This window comes from Mesorhizobium sp. M0208 (assembly GCF_040322015.1).
Classification (GTDB): domain Bacteria; phylum Pseudomonadota; class Alphaproteobacteria; order Rhizobiales; family Rhizobiaceae; genus Mesorhizobium.
The window spans coordinates 223,221-240,192 of the sequence record NZ_JAMYSP010000004.1; the positions used below are offsets into that span (position 1 = coordinate 223,221).

A 16,972-nucleotide genomic window follows, 5' to 3' on the forward strand; every position below is an offset into this window, starting at 1 on the left:
TCATCAGTCTTAGGTTTTGCAAACCCACTAGAACACAATCCTTGTGCCGGCGAGCCGCAACTGAAGGGCCCGACCGTTCGATCGTGCCAGGCAGGCGGACGCGTTAGGCGCGTCCGCCAGCCAGGGGGTGTCGCTACTTCCCGGCGAGGCCTGGAAGCGTGACCTGATAGACCAGGAACATCGTGTCGACATCGGCGCCATCTTCGGCCTTGTAGGCCGCGCCGACCTGGAAGCCGTCCTGGGTGAGAAAGTCATTGTCGTTGGCGACGAACAGGAAATAGTCGTCGGGCCGTGTTGGATCGAGGACGCTCACCACCGACATCGCCTCCCACTTCTCCGAAAGGTTGTTGCGGTCATTGGGCGCGCCATTGTGCAGCCCGAAGTGGCCGAGCTCGGTCTTGTCGTTGATGTCGATGAACGGCGTCAGCTTGGCCGGCGTCACCGAGGGATCGAGCTCACCTTTGGGCGCAACCGGCTTGTCCTTGTCGAACTCGGTGCCGGCGATGTCGGTTGCCGCCGACACATCGACGACGCTGATCTCGCGATAGAGCGAGGTGTCGCCCTTCACCCCCTGGCCGTTGCCGCTGTCGCGCGCCAGCATCAGGAAGGTCTTGTCCGACAGAGCCACGATTTCGCTCTGCGCGGCAATCTTGGTCTTGCCCTTGGCATCGGTGAACACCGGCAGCGGCACAACATATTCATGCGCAAGCTTGAGTTGGGCCGGATCCGAGGCATCGTAGACCAGCGCGCGCGTGTTCTGGCGCGTCGAAGCGGAATCGCCGCCATCCTGTCTGGGGGCCGATTGCAGCACAGCGATCAGGAACTTCCCGTCCGGCGTCAGTGCCATGCCTTCGAGGCCCTGGTTGTTCTGACGGCCGGTTTCGGGATCCGTCGGATCTGGGTCTGCCGCGCCCGGTCCCGGATTGTTGGACGCGAAGTTCGGCGTTCCATGACGCATCGGGACAAGCGCCGCCGGCGACTGCGTTGCCGACATCAGACGCCCATCGGCGGAGAAGTGGTAGATGTTCGGACCATATTCGTCCGAGATGAACATGGTGCCGTCGGGCAGCCGCACGATCGCCTCGTTATCGAGCGCGAGCTTGCCGTTGGCTTCGGGCAGGATCGGCATGTCGTCGGTCGCGGCGCGCACGCCGTTGAGCGGATCGAGGCCGGTTGCGTCGGCGCCCTTGTCGTCGGTCAAAAGCATGGTGTCGGCAAGGGTTGCCTTGAGGCCCGACTGTTCCTGGCCGGCGGCTGGTGCCGCACCCGGTGCGATCTGGGCGAATTCGATGGCAATCGTGTTGATGCGCGGACGGTAATCGGTGGTGCCGACGACATTGTAGCCACGATCCGGCAGCAGCCACAGCGAGCCCTTATAGCCATCGGCGCCATGCGTCCAGCCGGCAGCGTCGATCGCCATGCCCGAGCCGGAGCCAAACGTCTCGCCGAACTTGTCCCTTTGGCTGGCCGGGATGCGACCGACACCGACCAGGCCCTTGTTGACGAAGCTGACGCCGCCGACGGTCGCTGCGTTTTCAGCCAAGGCCGGAGTCAAGGCGGTGAACATCGCCAGCGCGACCGCGAGGGACGCGTTTCGGTGCAGGTTTTTCATGGAAATCCTCTTTGTGACAAAACAGCCGAAGCGGGCGTCGCATCGACATGCCGCCAGCGCTTTCCGAAAAAGGTCTAGGACGCGAACATGATACTTGCGTGACAGAGGGCGCTTGTTCCTTCGTCCCTTGTGGGAGCAGGTGGATCGGCGCGCAGCGCCGAGACGGAAGAGGGGTGCTGGACGGAGTGCCTCGGTGCCGAGCTGGAGCACCCTCATCCGACCGAGCTGAGCCTGTCCTCTGGCTTGCCGAAGGCAAGACCCGTGGGCTCGGCCACCTTCTCCCCAAGGGGAGAAGGGAAGTGCCGCGATTCAATCGCTGTCGCGCGCGATCAGTTCCAGCGGCCAGACTTCACGGATGATGCGTGCGCCTTCGGCGCCGGCGTAAGCCGGAATCGATGCCAGCAGCATTTCGGCCAACCGCTCGCCCATCGGCTCCAGCGCCGGTCGGAAGCCGGTCAGCGCCGGCGAAAAATAGCGGCAAAGCGGCGTGTCGACGATGACGATCACCGCGACGTCGTGGCCGGGCCTGATGCCCGCCTCGGCCAAAGCCTTGCAGCCGCCAAGCGCCATCGCGTCGTTGTTGAAGATGATGGCCGTCGGCGGGTCCTTGGAGCGCATGACCTTCGGCGTCACGGCGTAGCCGCCGGCCTCGTTGATGAAGCCGTCGGCGATCAGTTCGGGGTCGAACTCGATGCCGTGCCGCCGCAACGCCTTGCGATAGCCGGCGAGGAACAGATAGCCGAAATTGAGGTCGAGCGACGGGCGGATGGCGGCGATGCGGCGGTGACCGCGCGCGACGAGACGATCGACCGCGTCAGCCCCGGCTTTTTCGAAATCGAGGTCGAGCGAGGGATAGGAATCGCCGCCGGTGCGGCTGCGGCCGAGCGTTGCGAACGGGAAACCGGCCTGGGTCAGATAGTCGATGCGCTCGTCCTCGCGCCGCGTCCAGGCCAGCACCACCGCATCGGCCCGCCGCGTCTCGACGACACGGCGCAGGCGCTCCTGCTGATAGTCGCCCGGCGCGCCCATCACTACGATCAGGTCGAGGCCGCTTTCGGCGAGCTTGGCCTGCAACCCGGTCAGGAACGGAATGAAGAACGGCTCGCCATATTCCTGGTCGCCCGGATGCGGCTGCAGCATGAAGGCGATCGAATGGGTAGCGCCGCGCCGCAGGCTGCGGCCGGACTGGTTCGGTGAATAGTTCAGCTTCTTGGCCGCATCGAGCACGCGCTGACGCGTGTCGGCATTGACGTCGGCGCGGCCGTTGAGCGCGCGCGACACCGTGCCGATGGAAATATTCAGGTGACGTGCAAGGTCGTGAATACTGGACGCCAAAGGACAGTTCTCCCCCCTTGCTTGGCTAGCACCGGCCGCTCTTCAGGCCAAGCCGGCATCACGTTTTTCGCTATCGGCCAATTGACATTCTACGCCATCGGGTGTGTTCTCGTAAACGTTTACGGAAGAACGTTTGCGGCCCTGCCGTGAACGCCGTGACGATCGGTCTGGAGGGGCCGAGAGGGAGGAGTGCTGGATGATCAATGTCGTCCTGGTCGGCTGCGGCGCGATGAGCAAAGCCTGGCTCGATGCGGCCAAGCAGATCGACGGGCTCGCCATTGTCGGCCTGGTCGATATCGACGCCGAAAGGGCGCGGGCAAGGGCGCGCGAATACGAGCTTTCCGGCGCCGTCATCGGAACCGAGCTCGACGCCGTGCTCGACCAGACCAGGCCCGACGCGGTATTCGACGTCGTGGTTCCCGCCGCCCGCCGCGAGGTCGCGCTTTCCGCCTTTGCCCACCATTGCCATCTCTTGACCGAAAAGCCGCTGGCCGACAGCCCGGACAATGCGCGTGCCATTGTCGAGGCGGCCCGCAGCGCCGGCCGCATCCATGCCGTCGTGCAGAACCGCCGCTATGTCGCCAATGTCAGGCGCATCCGGCGCTTTCTCGATTCCGGCGCCATTGGTGCGCCAACCAGCATCCACGCCGATTTCTTCGTTGCGCCGCATTTCGGCGGTTTTCGCGAAGAGATGCGCCATGTGCTGCTGCTCGATATGGCGATCCACACATTCGATGCGGCCCGCTACATGGTGGCCGGCGAACCGGCCGGCGTCTATTGCCACGAGTGGGAGCCGGCCAACTCCTGGTATCGGCAAGGGTCGTCGGCAACCGCAAGCTTCGACCTCGGCAGCGGCAAGCTGTTCACCTATGCCGGCAGCTGGTGCGCGGCCGGCTTCCGTACCAGCTGGGACAGCACATGGCGGATCGTCGCCGAGCGCGGCAGCATTGTCTGGGACGGCGCGGACGGACTGAAGGCGGAAGTCGTGCGGCCGGTCCGTGAAGGCCTGTTCGACCGCACCGAACCGATAGCCGTGCCGCCGCTCGACCCGGCAGATCGCGTCGGCGGCCATCTCGGCATCATCCAGGATTTCGTCCGCGCCGTCGAGACCGGCACCGAGCCGGAGACGCGCGGCGCCGACAACATCAAGAGCCTGGCCATGGTTTTCGCTGCGATCGAGAGCGCCGAAACCGGGCGCCGGGTCGCCATCGCTGCACAGGAAGGATCATGATGCCAAACCCGCTGCTCGACATCAGGATCGGCACAATGGTGCGGGCCAATCTGGACGACCTGGCCGCCTATGTCAGGCAGATTCTGCCGCTCGGCTTCGAGAGCATCCAGCCGTTTTTCTGGCAGACGCTGGGCGGCAAGGACATTCCGCGGCTGTCAGGCGAGATCCGCGAGGCGATCGGCGATGCCGATGTCGTCGTCTCGTCGATCGGCGTGTTCGGCAATCCGCTGGAGAGCGGCGAAGTCGATCGCGGCGTCCTCCAGGCCTGGGAAACGATCATCGACAACGCGCATCTGTTCGGCACCAACTTGGTCAGCGGCTTCACCGGCCGCATCCGCGGCAAGCCGCTGCCCGACAGCCTGCCGCGTTTCCGCGAGGTCTGGGGGAAGCTGGCAAAGCGGGCCGCCGACAAGGGCGTGCGCATCGCCTTCGAGAACTGCGCCATGGACGGCAACTGGGCCAGCGGCGACTGGAACATCGCCCACAATCCGGACGCCTGGGAGCTGATGTTCAACGAATTGCCGGACGACAATCTCGGCCTGGAGTGGGAGCCCTGCCACCAACTGGTCTATCTGATCGACCCGATCCCGCAGATCCGCAAATGGGCGCCGCGTATCTTCCACGTCCACGGCAAGGACGCGACGGTGCGCTGGGACGTGATCCGCGAACATGGCGTGTTCGGTCGCCTGCCGTTCGTGCAGATGCGCACCCCTGGCTTCGGCGATAGCGACTGGACGCGGGTGATCAGCGAGCTGCGGCTGGCCGGCTACAAGGGCGCCATCGACATCGAGGGCTGGCACGACCCGGTCTACCGCGGCGATCTCGAGATCACCGGCCAGGCGCAGGCACTGGATTATCTCCAACAATGCCGGGGAGGCGCGAGCTACCTGCCGAACCCGGTGTGAGGCTAATGCATGTCGCGCAAAAGTGCCCAGCGGTTTTGCGATAACGACATGCATAAAAACAGGACAAGCCGGCGGGAGGTGCCGGCCAGCGAAAGATTGCGGCGCAATGCCGAAGCGATCGTCAAAACCCCTCGGCTAGCGAGGGAACAAAGGGAGGATAAGTGCATGAGCATTACGATGAGAAGGACAGTTCTGCGCTCGACCGTCGCGGCGGCCGCGATGGCGCTCGCCGCCGCGCTCTCGACCCTGCCGGCGCAGGCGCTCGATGCCCAGTGGTGTAAGGATGTCCATATCCGTTTCTTCGTCGGCGGCGCCGAGGGCGATGCCTTCGGCACCATCGTCTATAATGGCGCCAAGCAGGCGGCGGCCGATCTCGGGCCGAAGGTCGACTACATCTTTTCCCAGTGGGATGTCGAGAAGATGGTGCAGCAATTGCGCGAGGCTGTCGCGGTCAAGCCCCAAGGCATCGCCATGATGGGCCACCCCGGCGACGCCGCGATCATGCCGCTGGCCGAACAGGCGCACAAGGACGGCATCAAGATGATGTACCAGAACGTGCCGGTGCCGACGGTCACGGCGGCGTTCGGCGGCGGCTATGTCGGTGCCCAGCAGGAGCAGCAGGGCCGCGCGCTTGGCGCCGAGGCGGTCAAGCTGGCCGGGCTCAAGGCCGGCGACAAGGCAATCATGATCGGCCCGTTCGAGAACGAGAGCCGCGGCGCGCGAGAACGCGGCACTGTCGCTGCCCTCAAGGAAGCGGGCGTCGAGGTCATACAGCTCTCCTCGCCACCGAGCGGCGAATGGGCTTCCGACCCAAATCTGGCCCTTCCGGTGATCACCGCGGCACTGCTCAACAATCCCGACGTCAAGGCGGTTGGCTATCCCGGCGGACAGATGCTGGGCAACGTCCCGACTTACATGCAGGCGGCGGGCAGGAAGCCGAGCGATATCTTCAACTTCGGCTTCGACACCAGCCCGCAGATCGTCGAGGGCTTCAAGGGCGGCTGGGTGCAGCTGACGGCCGACCAGCAGCCGTTCCTGCAAGGCTATCTGCCGATCCTCAGCCTCTGCCAGCAGGTTGTGCTGGGTCTCGCACCGATGAATGTCGACACCGGCGCCGGCTTCGTCACGCCGCAGAATTACGAGATCGTCGCCGAGCTCGCCAAGCAGGCGCTGCGCTGACCTCCCAAGCCGCCGGCCGGGATCAAGCCCGGCCGGCGGGACCGCCGGCGAAAAGGCCGGCACGCGACAATCAAGCGAGGATCGCCATGGCCGAACGCATCATCGAACTGCGCGACATCAGCAAGTCCTACGGCCAGGTCTATGCGCTGGGCGGGGTCAATCTCAGCGTCGATCGCGGCGAGGTGGTCGGCCTGATCGGCGACAACGGCGCCGGCAAGTCGACGCTGATCAAGATCCTGTCCGGCGTGGTCAAACCGACCAGCGGCGAGATTCTCGTCCGCGGCAAACCGGTGACCGGATGGAGCCCTGCGCGCTCGCGCGACGCCGGCATCGAGACGGTGTTCCAGGACCGGGCGCTCGCCGTGCAGCAGACAATCGTGCGCAACATCTTCATGGGCCGCGAACTCACCGGCTGGCTTGGCTGGCTGAAGGTCAACAAGGAGATCGCGGAGGCGAGCCGGCTGATGCGCGAGATCGGCTTCACCTCGAAAGTGTTCACGCCACAGTCGATCGTCGGCCAGCTCTCGGGCGGCGAACGCCAGGGCGTGGCGATCGCGCGGGCCATCTATAAGAAGGCGGAGCTGATAGTCCTCGACGAACCGACGACCGCGCTATCGCTGACCGAGACCGCCAAGGTCTTCCACTTCGTGCGCCAGGTGCGGGCGAGCGGGCGCTCGATCCTGTTCATCGGCCACAATATCCACCACGTCTTCGATATCGCCGATCGCTTCGTGGTGCTGGATCGCGGCAAGGTCGCGCTCACCGCCGACCGCAGCGAGGTCAAATCGGCCGACGACCTGATCAATTTCATGGAAGACGTCGCCCACCCCAGCGGATTGCCGGGGTTGCACGACGCGGGCGATGCGGGGAGGGCGGCACGATGAGCAAGACCATGGAACCCGATCTGCAGAGCCCCCTCGGCGGCACGCATGGCGAAACCGCCGGGAAAGAGTGGAGACACCCGTCCGACAACTGGCTGCGCGGGTTCATCCTCGACAACCGCGCCTCGCTCGGCACGCTTGCCGTGTTCATCGTCATGATGGCGGTGTTCATGATCGCCAACCCGATCGTGTTCACCACCTGGTATCTCTACAGTTCCGTGCTGACCACGCTGCCGGTGGCGCTGTTCGTAGTTGTGCCGCTGGTCTTCGTCGTCACCTGTGGTGAGATCGACCTGTCGTTTCCGGCGACAATGGGCTTTGCCTCCTGGGTGTTTGCGCTGGTCGTGCAGGCCGGCTACGACCCGTTCCTCGGCATCGCCGCCGCAATGGTCACCGGCATGCTGCTCGGCTTCCTGGTCGGCTCCCTGGTCGTCTATGGCGGGTTGTCGTCGCTGATCGCCACGCTCGGCATGAATTTCCTGCTGCGCGGCCTGATCCAGATCATCAACGAGGGCAGGTCGACGGCACTGACCGGCCTTGCCGACAGCTGGGCCTACAAGATCTTCTCCAGCCAGCTTTATGGCATTCCGGTGCAGATCTTCTGGGCCGTCGGCTTCGTCGTGCTGTCGGCGCTGCTCTACAACCGCCACCGCTTCGGCGCGCAGGTCAAGGTGGTCGGCGACAATCCAGACAGCGCCCAGCAGATGGGTATCGACGTCAAGCGCGTGCGCGTAAAAGTGTTCGTCTTCGTCGGCATCGGCGCTGCGATCGCCGGCACGTTTTCGGTGATGATCAACTTCACCTGGTGGCCGACGGCGGGGGACGGATACCTGCTGCCGGTGCTGGCATCGGTGTTCGTCGGCGGCACGCCGACCTGGGGTGGCATCGGCACGGTCGTCGGCGGCGCGATCGGCGCGGTCACGGTCTCTTTCATCCAGACCGGCGTCGTCGCGGCTGGACTGAGCGGCTTCTACGTCCAGTTCTTCAACGGGCTGATCATCATCCTGTCGCTGCTCGGCCATAAGTGGAACCAGGCGCGGTATCGGTGACCGGCGGCCTCACACTCCCGTGACAAATCCGTCCAGTACGCGTTTCTGGCCGGCTTTGTCGAAGTCGATGGTCAGCTTGTTGCCTTCGATGGCCGAGATGTTGCCGTTGCCGAATTTCTGGTGGAAGACGCGGTCGCCGACGCTGAAGGGGGACGGCGTGTCGGCGACGGATTTGGCGACCAGCTCGCCGTCGATGGTGCGGCCCTTGACCGAGGTGCGGCCGGCGCCGTAGCCGGAGTCGGTTTCGCCATAGCCGATGCGCTCGACTTGATGGCCGGAGCGCGTGCCCCAATTGCGGTCGGTGGCTTCGGTGCGGTTGGCTTGAGCGCGCTGCCAGCCCGGCGTCGCATAGGTGCTGGAGAAAGCGCCGGATTTTTCGGCGCCGTTATTGCCGCCGATGTTGTCGAAGCGCGATGCCCCATAAGGGTTCTGCCTGCCTGCACCTTGGCCGCCACGACCGGAGGCGAACGAGCCGCCACCATAGGCATTGCCGTAGCCGCCATAGGAGTTGCCGCTCTCGGAAACTTCGACATGGGCTTCCGGCAGCTCGTCAAGGAAGCGCGACGGGATGGTCGATTGCCAGAGGCCGTGGATGCGGCGGTTGGAGACGAACCAGATGTGCAGGTTCTTCTTGGCGCGGGTCAGGCCGACATAGGCGAGGCGGCGTTCCTCCTCCAGCCCTGAGCGGCCGCCCTCGTCGAGGGAACGTTGGTGCGGGAACAGGCCTTCTTCCCAGCCGGGCAGGAAGACGGTTTCGAATTCGAGGCCCTTGGCCGAATGCAGCGTCATGATGTTGACGGCGTCGAGCTCGGCGTTCTGCTCGGCGTCCATCACCAGCGCGACATGTTCGAGGAAAGAGCGCAGCGATTCATACTCCTCCATGGAGCGGATCAGTTCTTTTAAGTTCTCGAGCCGACCGGGCGCTTCAACCGAGCGGTCGTTCTTCCACATGTCGGTGTAGCCGCTCTCCTCCAGTATGGTCTCGGCGAGCTCGGTGTGCGGCGTGGTTTCCAGCGCCTTCTGCCAGCGCTCGAAATTGGCCGACACCTCGCGCAGTGCCGCGCGCGGCTTCGGCTTCAGCTCGTCGCTCTCGGCAAGTTTTGCCGCCGCCTCCAGCATCGGGATGCGCAGCGCGCGTGCGGTATCATGGATCTGGCGGATGGTGGCCTCGCCCAAGCCGCGCTTCGGCACGTTGACGATGCGCTCGAAAGCGAGGTCGTCGGCGCCTTGCGCGACGACCCGGAAGAAGGCCAGCGCATCGCGGATCTCGAGCCGCTCATAAAAGCGCGGGCCGCCGATGACGCGATAGTTGAGGCCGAGCGTGACGAAGCGGTCCTCGAATTCGCGCATCTGGAAGGAGGCGCGGACGAGAATCGCCATATCGTTCAAATTGTGCTTCTGGCGCTGGTAGGCCTCGATCGTCTCGCCGACGGCGCGGGCCTCCTCCTCGGAATCCCACGCGGCGTGGACATGCACCTTCTCGTCGTCCTCGGCGATCTTTTCGGTGAACAGCGTCTTGCCGAAACGGCCCTCATTGTGGGCGATGAGGTGGGAGGCGGTGCCCAGGATGTGCGCGGTCGAGCGGTAGTTGCGCTCCAGCCTGATGATGGTGGCGCCGGGAAAATCCTTGTCGAAGCGCAGGATGTTGTCGACCTCGGCGCCGCGCCAGCCATAGATCGACTGGTCGTCGTCGCCGACGCAGCAGATATTTACGGTGGACAGGCGCGGGCTTCCCTCCCCCTTGAGGGGAGGGTGGCCGGGCGAAGCCCGGTCGGGTGGGGTCCGTGCGGCAGTACTCGACCTACCGGCGGCAGTGCTCGACGCCCTAGCGGTGCCTTCTGCGGCAACCCCCTCCGCCCGCTTCGCGGGCACCTCCCCCTCAAGGGGGGAGGATTGCGGCCGCTGCGCCAGCAGCCGCAGCCACATGTATTGCGCGGTGTTGGTGTCCTGATACTCGTCAACGAGGATGTAGCGGAAGCGCTTGTGGTATTCCTTCAGCACGTCCGGATTGGCGCGGAAGATGCGGATCGGGTGGCACAATAGATCGCCGAAGTCGCAAGCGTTCAGCGTTTGCAGCCGCTCCTGATAGGCTTTGTAGAGCTCGCGGCCCTTGCCGTTGGCGAAGGCACGGGCATCGCCCTCGGGGATGTCGGCGGGACCGAGGCCCTTGTTCTTCCAGCCGTCGATCATCTGAGCGAACTGCTTGGCCGGCCAGCGCTTGTCGTCCAGCCCTTCGGCCTGGATCAGCTGCTTGATCAGGCGCACCACGTCGTCGGTGTCGAGAATGGTGAAGTCGGATTTGAGCCCGGCCAGCTCGGCGTGTCGGCGCAGCAGCTTCACTCCGATCGAGTGGAAAGTGCCGAGCCATGGCATGCCCTCGACATTGCCTTCGCCGATCAACAGGCCGATGCGCTGCTTCATCTCGCGCGCCGCCTTGTTGGTGAAGGTGACGGCGAGGATCTGCGAAGGGAAGGCTTTGCCGGTGGCAAGGATGTGGGCGATGCGGGTGGTGAGCACCCGCGTCTTGCCGGTGCCCGCGCCGGCAAGCACCAGCACCGGGCCTTCGGTGGTTTCCACCGCCAGCCGCTGCTCGGGGTTGAGGCCGTTGAGATAATCGGGCGCGTTGTTCTGGTTGCTGCGGGCAGCCATGGCGCGCGCGGCAATGCCCGACGGGGCCACGGGCCGCGCGTTCGGTTCGTCAAAAAAGGGCATGTCTTCCGAAAAGCCGGACATCTCTCCCCGAATGTAGTGATTCGGCAGCGAAAGGCCAGAAGCGTCTCCGTTTTGTTCTCTGTCCAGTCGGTAGACTCACAAATCTGAATGGGTCTGCTAACCAAAACGCCGGGCATGCGATGGGCCGGCGCCGCAAAACGCCGAGCTTGCTTGACAGGGGAGGCGGGCCGGAGAAAGTTGTGCTCGGGGCAGGAGCGCAATGCCGGGTTGCCCATGGACGCGTCGCGGAGCGCACCAGTCGAAGGAGCACCGTCTTGGCTGTGGTCATCACCTCCCTGATCCTTTTCCTCATCGGCCTGGCGCTTGGCGGCGGCGGCATCTGGCTCGTGACGCTGGGCGGCAGCTGGTATTACGTCATCGCCGGTCTAGCTTTCCTTGTCGCGGCCTGGCTGCTCTACAGGCGCAGAACCACGGCGCTGTGGCTCTACGCGGCGATCGTGCTCGGCACGCTCGCCTGGGCGGTCTGGGAGATCGGCTTCGACTGGTGGGAACTCGGTCCGCGCGGCGGCATCATCGTGCTTGTCGCGCTATGGCTGTTGACGCCATGGGCGCGGCGCGGGCTTACCGGTCCCGACGGACGCGCACCACTTATCCTCGCCGTGCTGGCATCGCTTGCCGTCGCCGGTTATTCGATGACGGTCGATCCAAAGGATATTACGGGTGAACTCAACACCGACAAGGTGACGCCGACGGCCGATCTCGGCGGCAACGTGCCGCCCGGCGAATGGCACTATTACGGCCGTACGCCCTATGGCCAGCGCTATTCGCCGCTCGACCAGATCACCCCCGAAAACGTCGCCAATCTGCAGCCGGCCTGGACCTATCGCACCGGCGACGTGAAAGGGCCCGACGACATCGGCGAGACGACCTATCAGGTGACGCCGCTGAAAATCGCCGACACGCTCTACATCTGCACGCCGCATAATTTCGCCATCGCCATCGACGCCGCGAGCGGTAAGGAGAAGTGGCGCTTCGATCCGCAGGTCAAGCTCAACAAGGACCGCCAGCACCAGACCTGCCGCGGCGTGTCCTATTATGCCGACGCCAAGATCGCTGCCGGCCAGCCCTGCGCCACGCGCATCTACCTGCCTACATCCGACGCCCGGCTGATCGCGCTCGACGCGGCGAATGGCCAGGTCTGTCCTACATTTGCCGAAGGCGGCACGCTGAACCTGCTCGCCAACATGCCATATCCGAAGCCGGGCTATTATTATTCGACGTCGGCGCCGCTGATCGTCGCCAACAAGATCATCGTCGGCGGCGCGGTCAACGACAATTATTCGACGCAGGAGCCGTCCGGGGTCATCCGTGCCTACGATGCCGACACAGGCGCGCTGTTGTGGAACTGGGATTCCGGCAATCCAGACCAGACGACGCCGCTGCCGCCGGGCCAGACCTACACCAACAACTCGCCCAACATGTGGTCGACGGCAAGCGCCGACGAAAAGCTCGGCCTGCTTTATGTGCCGCTCGGCAACAAGACGCCGGACCAGCTCGGCGCCGGGCGCAGCGCCAATGACGAGAAATTCTCCTCGTCGATCACCGCGCTCGATCTCAACAGCGGACAATTGCGCTGGGTGCGGCAGACCGTGCATCACGATCTCTGGGACATGGACGTGCCGGCGCAGCCGACGCTGGTCGACATCACCACGGAAAGTGGCGTGGTGCCGGCGCTGGTCGGGCCGACCAAGCAGGGCGACCTCTATGTTCTCGACCGGCGCAGTGGCGAGCCGATCGTTCCGGTCAAGGAAGTGCCGGCGCCGGGCGGCGCGATCGAGGGCGATCATACCTCGCCGACACAGCCGATCTCGGACCTGAGCTTCAGTCCGAAACCGCTGACCGGCGCCGACATGTGGGGCATCACCATGTTCGACCAGCTGGCCTGCCGGATCGAGCTCCGGAAGCTGCGTTATGAGGGCCGCTATACCCCGCCATCGCTGCAGGGCTCGCTGATCTACCCCGGAAATTTCGGCACCTTCAACTGGGGCGGTGTGGCAGTCGATCCGGTCCGGCAGGTGATGTTCGGCATGCCGACATACCTGGCGTTCATCTCCAAACTGGTGCCGCGCGCCGACGTGCCGCCGCCCGGTGACACCAAGGGCAGCGAACAAGGCCTGAACCGCAATGAGGGTGCGCCTTACGCAGTGATATTGAAGCCGTTCCTGTCGCCGCTCGGCATTCCCTGCCAGGCGCCGCCCTGGGGCTATGTGGCGGGTGCCGACCTTCGGACCGGCAAGATCGTCTACAAGCATCGCAATGGCACCGTCTACGACATGACGCCGCTGCCGCTGCCGTTCAAGGTCGGCGTGCCCGGCATTGGCGGGCCGATGATCACTGCCGGCGGCGTCGCCTTCCTTAGTGCGGCGGTCGACGACTATGTGCGCGCCTATGACCTGACGACCGGCAAACAGCTCTGGCAGGCGCGGCTGCCTGCCGGCGGGCAGTCGACACCCATGACCTACACGGTAGCCGACGGACGCCAGTTCGTCGTCATCGTTGCCGGCGGCCACGGCTCGGTCGGCACCAAGCCGGGCGATTATGTGATGGCCTATACGCTGCCGAAATAGAGAAGTTCCTTCAGAGCCCGAGATGCCCTTTCAGGTCGGGTACCGATGCAAGGACCTCATTGGTCAGCTGCGGGCCGGCTGCTGCCTCGGCCTGCTGGACCAGCATCGTGCCGGCCTGGCTGATTTGTGTCAGCGTAAGGCCTGATGCCTTGAGTATGGCGACGCCGTTGATCAGCGCGCCGGTCTTTTCGCCGAGAGCGCCGCCGAGCGCGCCCTCCAGCGAGGACAGGAGGCCACCACCGGAAGCCGCGCCGGGAGCCATGACATCATATTGCTTGGCCAGGGCGTCGGCTCCCGGGATTCTGGCAAAGAAGCTGGACAGGGTCGTGCCTTCCGCCTCGTGTTCAAGCACCGAGAAAATCGTGCCGGCGATCTTTTCCGTCAAAGCCTGGTTGAGACCGGATTTCTGGGAGACGGTGTTGATGATGTCCTGAACGTCCATGATCTTTCCTCAGGCCTTGGTGTTTGCGGGCGGGTGCCGGTTGACGCGGATCTTGATCAACGATCGTTTGAAGGCGGGGAAGGCAGTGAACCGCAGCGCCAGCAAAGCCATGGCGGCGAGGGCGAACCCACTTGCCAGAAGCGGGGAGAGAAAGGTCATGGGCGTATTCCTTCGTCGTCAATCACGCATTCTTTTCCCGCCAAATGGCCATTCTCGTTCGCCAGATGGCCCGAATGAGGCATAGCCCGGTAACTTCTTTTTACATCGTGGTGCGTGCATTTAGCATTGCCACAAAGGACCAAAATTTAACGACAGTGCGGCGCCGGGCATCACGGTCGTCGTGCAGGGACTTTTGGCAGCCTCACTCAGCCGTGACTGGACCAGGCAAGCTTCGGCTCTATGTTGCCGCGGGGGCCCACGAGGAGCGCGCCATGACAACACCTGCCGGACCCACTGCCGCCAAGCCTGTCATTACCCAGGCGATGATCGATGCCTATGACGAATACACGCATCTGACGCTCGACCGGCGGCGCTTCATGGAGCAATTGACCAGGCTTGCCGGATCGGGTGCGGCAGCTGCCGCGATCGCGCCGCTGCTGGCGGCGAACTCGGCCCAGGCGGCAATCGTGGCGGAAGACGATCCGCGTGTGAAAGGCGAGGACATCAGCTATCCCGGCAGCGGCGGCGAGATGAAGGGCTATCTGGTCAGGCCGGGAGACCAGACCGGCAAGCTTGGTACCGTCATCGTCGTGCATGAGAACAGGGGTCTCAACCCGCATATTCGCGACGTGGCGCGGCGCGTTGCGCTGGAAGGGTTCGTAGCACTCGCGCCGGACTTCATGACACCGCTCGGCGGCACGCCGGACGACGAAAACAGGGCACGTGACCTGTTTTCCCAGCTCGATCCAGCACAGGTCGCCGCCAATGCCGTGGCAACGGTCGCCTACCTCAAAGGCTACAAGGACGGCAACGGCAAGGTCGGCGCCATCGGCTTCTGCTGGGGCGGCGGCACGGTGAACATGCTGGCCGTCAACGCGCCGGACCTCGCCGCCGCCGTCGCCTATTACGGCATGCAGCCAAAGGCCGAGGACGTGCCGAAGATCAAGGCCGCGCTCATGCTGCATTATGCCGGCCTCGACACCCGCACCAATGCCGGCATCGATGCCTTCAAGAAGGCACTCGACGCGGCTCATGTCGAATACTCGGTCTATGTCTATGAAGGCGCCAACCATGCCTTCAACAACGATACGTCGGCGGCCCGCTACGACAAGAAGGCGGCTGACCTCGCCTGGGGCCGGACGATCGCTTTCCTCAAGGAGAAGCTGGCCTGATCAGGTGGGCGCCGGCGCCGGTTTGTGAAGGGCGACGCCGGCCACCACCAGCGCGATGCCGATGCAGTCGGTGAGGCTCGGCACCTGCCGCAGCACAATGACGCCGATCAACGTCGCGGTGACCGGCAGCAAAGACAGCATCAGCGCGAAGCTGGAGCGCGGCAGCCGCGACATGGCAAGCTGGTCGCATATATAGGGGATGACCGACGAGCAGATGCCGACGCCGACCGCCGCAAGCAGCAGCGGCGGCGCCGAGAAAGCCGGCAGAGCATCGGCGAAACCGATCGGCAGAACGACGAGAAGGGCGACCGCCATGGCGGCACCCAGCCCGACGATGCCATCGCCGGCGCCGCCGCGCGCGACGCGGTGGCCGAGCACGATGTAGCCAACGAACAGCGTGCCGTTGAGAAAGGCCCAGAACAGACCGACGGGATCGCTCGACCATTTGACGTCGATCAGCAACAGGGTGCCGGCGACAGCGATTGCGAGGGCGGCGAGATTGCGCGGGCTTCTGAGGCCAACAAGCGCAACGCCGATAGTGCCGACGAATTCGATCGCCGCCACCAGCGAGATCGGCAGCCGGTCGAGCGCCAGGTAAAACGAGCAATTCATCACGCCAAGGCAGACGCCGAAGGCCAGAAGCAACAACCGCGTCGAGCGATCGGCGCGGGCGAAGACCGCCCATGGCCGGGTCAACGGGGCAAAGACGAGTGCCGCGGTGGCGATGCGCAGCCAAGCCATGCCGAGCACGCCGACATGCGGGAACAGCAGCACCGCGAAGGCCGGTCCGAGATAGTGGAACACGGCGCTGACGCCGAACCAGAGATGCGGCGGGACCGCGTTTGCCAAGGTAAAGGCGGGGCCGGCGAGTGCCGGACTTGCTGCGGGGGCTTGCGTCCGATCTTGCATGGGATCAGTATCGCAGGCGATTTTTGCCATTGATAGGGATGATGGCCGGTCATTGCGGCTATTTGCTTTCCGAAATCAAGGAGTATTCCGCTGAAACGCCTTCGAAATGAAAATACCGATCTGGGCCCGGCGGATCTGAAAATCCTGCGCCTGCTGGAAAAGGACGCGCGCACCAGCACCGCCGAACTGGCGCGATCGGTCGGCCTGTCGGCGCCGAGCGTGGCCGAGCGCATCAAGCGGCTGCAGGAAAGCGGTGTGATCGAGGCCTATACGGTGCGCATCAATCCGGCCGCGCTGGGCATGAAGCTGTCGGCATGGCTGCGCATCAGGCCGGTGCCGGGGCAACTCGCCGTCGTGGCCGAAATCATCCGCGACCTGCCGGAAATCGCCCAATGCGACCGGGTCACTGGTGAGGACTGCTTCATCGCGCTGGCGCATGTCGCCTCGGTGGCCGAGCTCGAGCGAGTGATCGACCGGATCATTCCCCATGCGATGACCAACACGGCGATCATCCAGTCGTCGCCGGTGGTGCCGCGCTCGCCGCTGGGGGCGGTGAAGCGCCAGCTTTGATGCTTGGGGTCGTTCGTCAGCACGTCGTCCGCTTAACTCGAAACGTCGCGCCGCCCCTTCATCGCCCTGCGGGCACTTCTCGGACGCTGTCATCAATGGTTTCGTCAATTGCCAGCGTTTGCTGAAAGAGCGCCGAGGCTGCGGCCAACCCTTTTCCCCGTCACTATAAGCTGAGAAGGTGGCGGCAGCCGGATGAAGGGCAGCGCAACCAGAAATACAAACCGGACG

At 64.5% G+C, this 16,972-nt stretch carries 14 protein-coding genes; 8 read left to right on the forward strand and 6 right to left on the reverse strand.

The genetic code is table 11. The features are described 5' to 3' along the window. Positions 1-133 precede the first annotated feature (133 nt). Entirely contained in the window at positions 134-1,612 is a 1,479-nt protein-coding gene (locus tag NKJ17_RS06695) for an esterase-like activity of phytase family protein (RefSeq protein WP_352505620.1), read from the reverse strand. A 309-nt stretch (positions 1,613-1,921) separates the two neighbouring features. Continuing rightward, on the reverse strand, positions 1,922-2,947 hold the full coding sequence (locus NKJ17_RS06700; RefSeq protein WP_352687598.1) for a LacI family DNA-binding transcriptional regulator: 1,026 nt from the start codon (positions 2,945-2,947) through the stop codon (positions 1,922-1,924). Positions 2,948-3,143: 196 nt separating this feature from the next. Here NKJ17_RS06700 and NKJ17_RS06705 point away from each other — a divergent pair, with 196 nt between their 5' ends. The 5 genes from NKJ17_RS06705 to NKJ17_RS06725 all read left to right on the forward strand — a co-directional run bounded on the left by NKJ17_RS06705 (position 3,144) and on the right by NKJ17_RS06725 (position 8,192). Next, a complete protein-coding gene (locus NKJ17_RS06705; RefSeq protein ID WP_352687600.1) occupies positions 3,144-4,178 on the forward strand; it encodes a Gfo/Idh/MocA family protein in 1,035 nt (344 codons plus the stop codon). After that, positions 4,178-5,083, forward strand: coding sequence for a sugar phosphate isomerase/epimerase family protein (locus NKJ17_RS06710; protein ID WP_502896055.1), 906 nt, complete (start codon positions 4,178-4,180; stop codon positions 5,081-5,083). The genes NKJ17_RS06705 and NKJ17_RS06710 overlap by 1 nt, the downstream gene beginning before the upstream one ends. 165 nt (positions 5,084-5,248) lie before the next feature. Continuing rightward, positions 5,249-6,262, forward strand: coding sequence for a substrate-binding domain-containing protein (locus NKJ17_RS06715; RefSeq protein ID WP_352687603.1), 1,014 nt, complete (start codon positions 5,249-5,251; stop codon positions 6,260-6,262). 86 nt (positions 6,263-6,348) lie between these two features. Then, positions 6,349-7,146, forward strand: a complete 798-nt coding sequence (locus tag NKJ17_RS06720; protein ID WP_352687605.1) for an ATP-binding cassette domain-containing protein — start codon at positions 6,349-6,351, stop codon at positions 7,144-7,146. Then, the gene (locus NKJ17_RS06725) at positions 7,143-8,192 is read left to right on the forward strand and encodes an ABC transporter permease (RefSeq protein WP_352687607.1); all 1,050 of its coding nucleotides are present in this window, start codon (positions 7,143-7,145) and stop codon (positions 8,190-8,192) included. Before NKJ17_RS06720 ends, NKJ17_RS06725 begins: the two co-directional genes overlap by 4 nt. Before the next feature lie 9 nt (positions 8,193-8,201). Here the strand turns inward: NKJ17_RS06725 and NKJ17_RS06730 are convergent, their stop codons facing one another. Continuing rightward, positions 8,202-10,925 (reverse strand): ATP-dependent helicase, encoded by a 2,724-nt coding sequence (locus NKJ17_RS06730; protein WP_352687609.1) that lies wholly within the window; start codon positions 10,923-10,925, stop codon positions 8,202-8,204. Between the two features lie 254 nt (positions 10,926-11,179). Between NKJ17_RS06730 and NKJ17_RS06735 the strand changes: the two genes are divergently transcribed. Continuing rightward, positions 11,180-13,492: a glucose/quinate/shikimate family membrane-bound PQQ-dependent dehydrogenase gene (locus NKJ17_RS06735; protein ID WP_352687611.1), complete on the forward strand. Its 2,313-nt coding sequence runs from the start codon at positions 11,180-11,182 to the stop codon at positions 13,490-13,492. Positions 13,493-13,502: 10 nt separating this feature from the next. Here the strand turns inward: NKJ17_RS06735 and NKJ17_RS06740 are convergent, their stop codons facing one another. After that, positions 13,503-13,934, reverse strand: coding sequence for a hypothetical protein (locus NKJ17_RS06740; RefSeq protein ID WP_352687613.1), 432 nt, complete (start codon positions 13,932-13,934; stop codon positions 13,503-13,505). Positions 13,935-13,943: 9 nt separating this feature from the next. Further along, the gene (locus tag NKJ17_RS06745) at positions 13,944-14,093 is read right to left on the reverse strand and encodes a hypothetical protein (RefSeq protein WP_352687615.1); all 150 of its coding nucleotides are present in this window, start codon (positions 14,091-14,093) and stop codon (positions 13,944-13,946) included. Between the two features lie 272 nt (positions 14,094-14,365). Between NKJ17_RS06745 and NKJ17_RS06750 the strand changes: the two genes are divergently transcribed. Next, positions 14,366-15,265: a dienelactone hydrolase family protein gene (locus tag NKJ17_RS06750; RefSeq protein ID WP_352687617.1), complete on the forward strand. Its 900-nt coding sequence runs from the start codon at positions 14,366-14,368 to the stop codon at positions 15,263-15,265. Here NKJ17_RS06750 and NKJ17_RS06755 read toward each other — a convergent pair whose 3' ends face one another. Then, positions 15,266-16,174 (reverse strand): EamA family transporter, encoded by a 909-nt coding sequence (locus NKJ17_RS06755; protein ID WP_352687619.1) that lies wholly within the window; start codon positions 16,172-16,174, stop codon positions 15,266-15,268. It abuts the gene before it with no gap. A 90-nt stretch (positions 16,175-16,264) separates the two neighbouring features. Between NKJ17_RS06755 and NKJ17_RS06760 the strand changes: the two genes are divergently transcribed. After that, positions 16,265-16,744 carry an Lrp/AsnC family transcriptional regulator gene (locus NKJ17_RS06760; protein WP_352687656.1) on the forward strand — a complete coding sequence of 160 codons (480 nt, stop codon included), beginning with the start codon at positions 16,265-16,267 and terminating at the stop codon, positions 16,742-16,744. Positions 16,745-16,972 lie beyond the last annotated feature (228 nt).

Excerpts from the sequence above, each read along its gene's own strand:
- NKJ17_RS06710 (WP_502896055.1), top strand. The coding sequence starts at position 4,178 with ATGCCAAACCCGCTGCTCGACATCAGGATCGGCACAATGGTGCGGGCC.
- NKJ17_RS06755 (WP_352687619.1), bottom strand. The coding sequence starts at position 16,174 with ATGCAAGATCGGACGCAAGCCCCCGCAGCAAGTCCGGCACTCGCCGGC.
- NKJ17_RS06740 (WP_352687613.1), bottom strand. The coding sequence starts at position 13,934 with ATGGACGTTCAGGACATCATCAACACCGTCTCCCAGAAATCCGGTCTC.
- NKJ17_RS06695 (WP_352505620.1), bottom strand. The coding sequence starts at position 1,612 with ATGAAAAACCTGCACCGAAACGCGTCCCTCGCGGTCGCGCTGGCGATG.
- NKJ17_RS06715 (WP_352687603.1), top strand. The coding sequence starts at position 5,249 with ATGAGCATTACGATGAGAAGGACAGTTCTGCGCTCGACCGTCGCGGCG.
- NKJ17_RS06730 (WP_352687609.1), bottom strand. The coding sequence starts at position 10,925 with ATGTCCGGCTTTTCGGAAGACATGCCCTTTTTTGACGAACCGAACGCG.
- NKJ17_RS06720 (WP_352687605.1), top strand. The coding sequence starts at position 6,349 with ATGGCCGAACGCATCATCGAACTGCGCGACATCAGCAAGTCCTACGGC.
- NKJ17_RS06745 (WP_352687615.1), bottom strand. The coding sequence starts at position 14,093 with ATGACCTTTCTCTCCCCGCTTCTGGCAAGTGGGTTCGCCCTCGCCGCC.
- NKJ17_RS06750 (WP_352687617.1), top strand. The coding sequence starts at position 14,366 with ATGACAACACCTGCCGGACCCACTGCCGCCAAGCCTGTCATTACCCAG.
- NKJ17_RS06725 (WP_352687607.1), top strand. The coding sequence starts at position 7,143 with ATGAGCAAGACCATGGAACCCGATCTGCAGAGCCCCCTCGGCGGCACG.
- NKJ17_RS06705 (WP_352687600.1), top strand. The coding sequence starts at position 3,144 with ATGATCAATGTCGTCCTGGTCGGCTGCGGCGCGATGAGCAAAGCCTGG.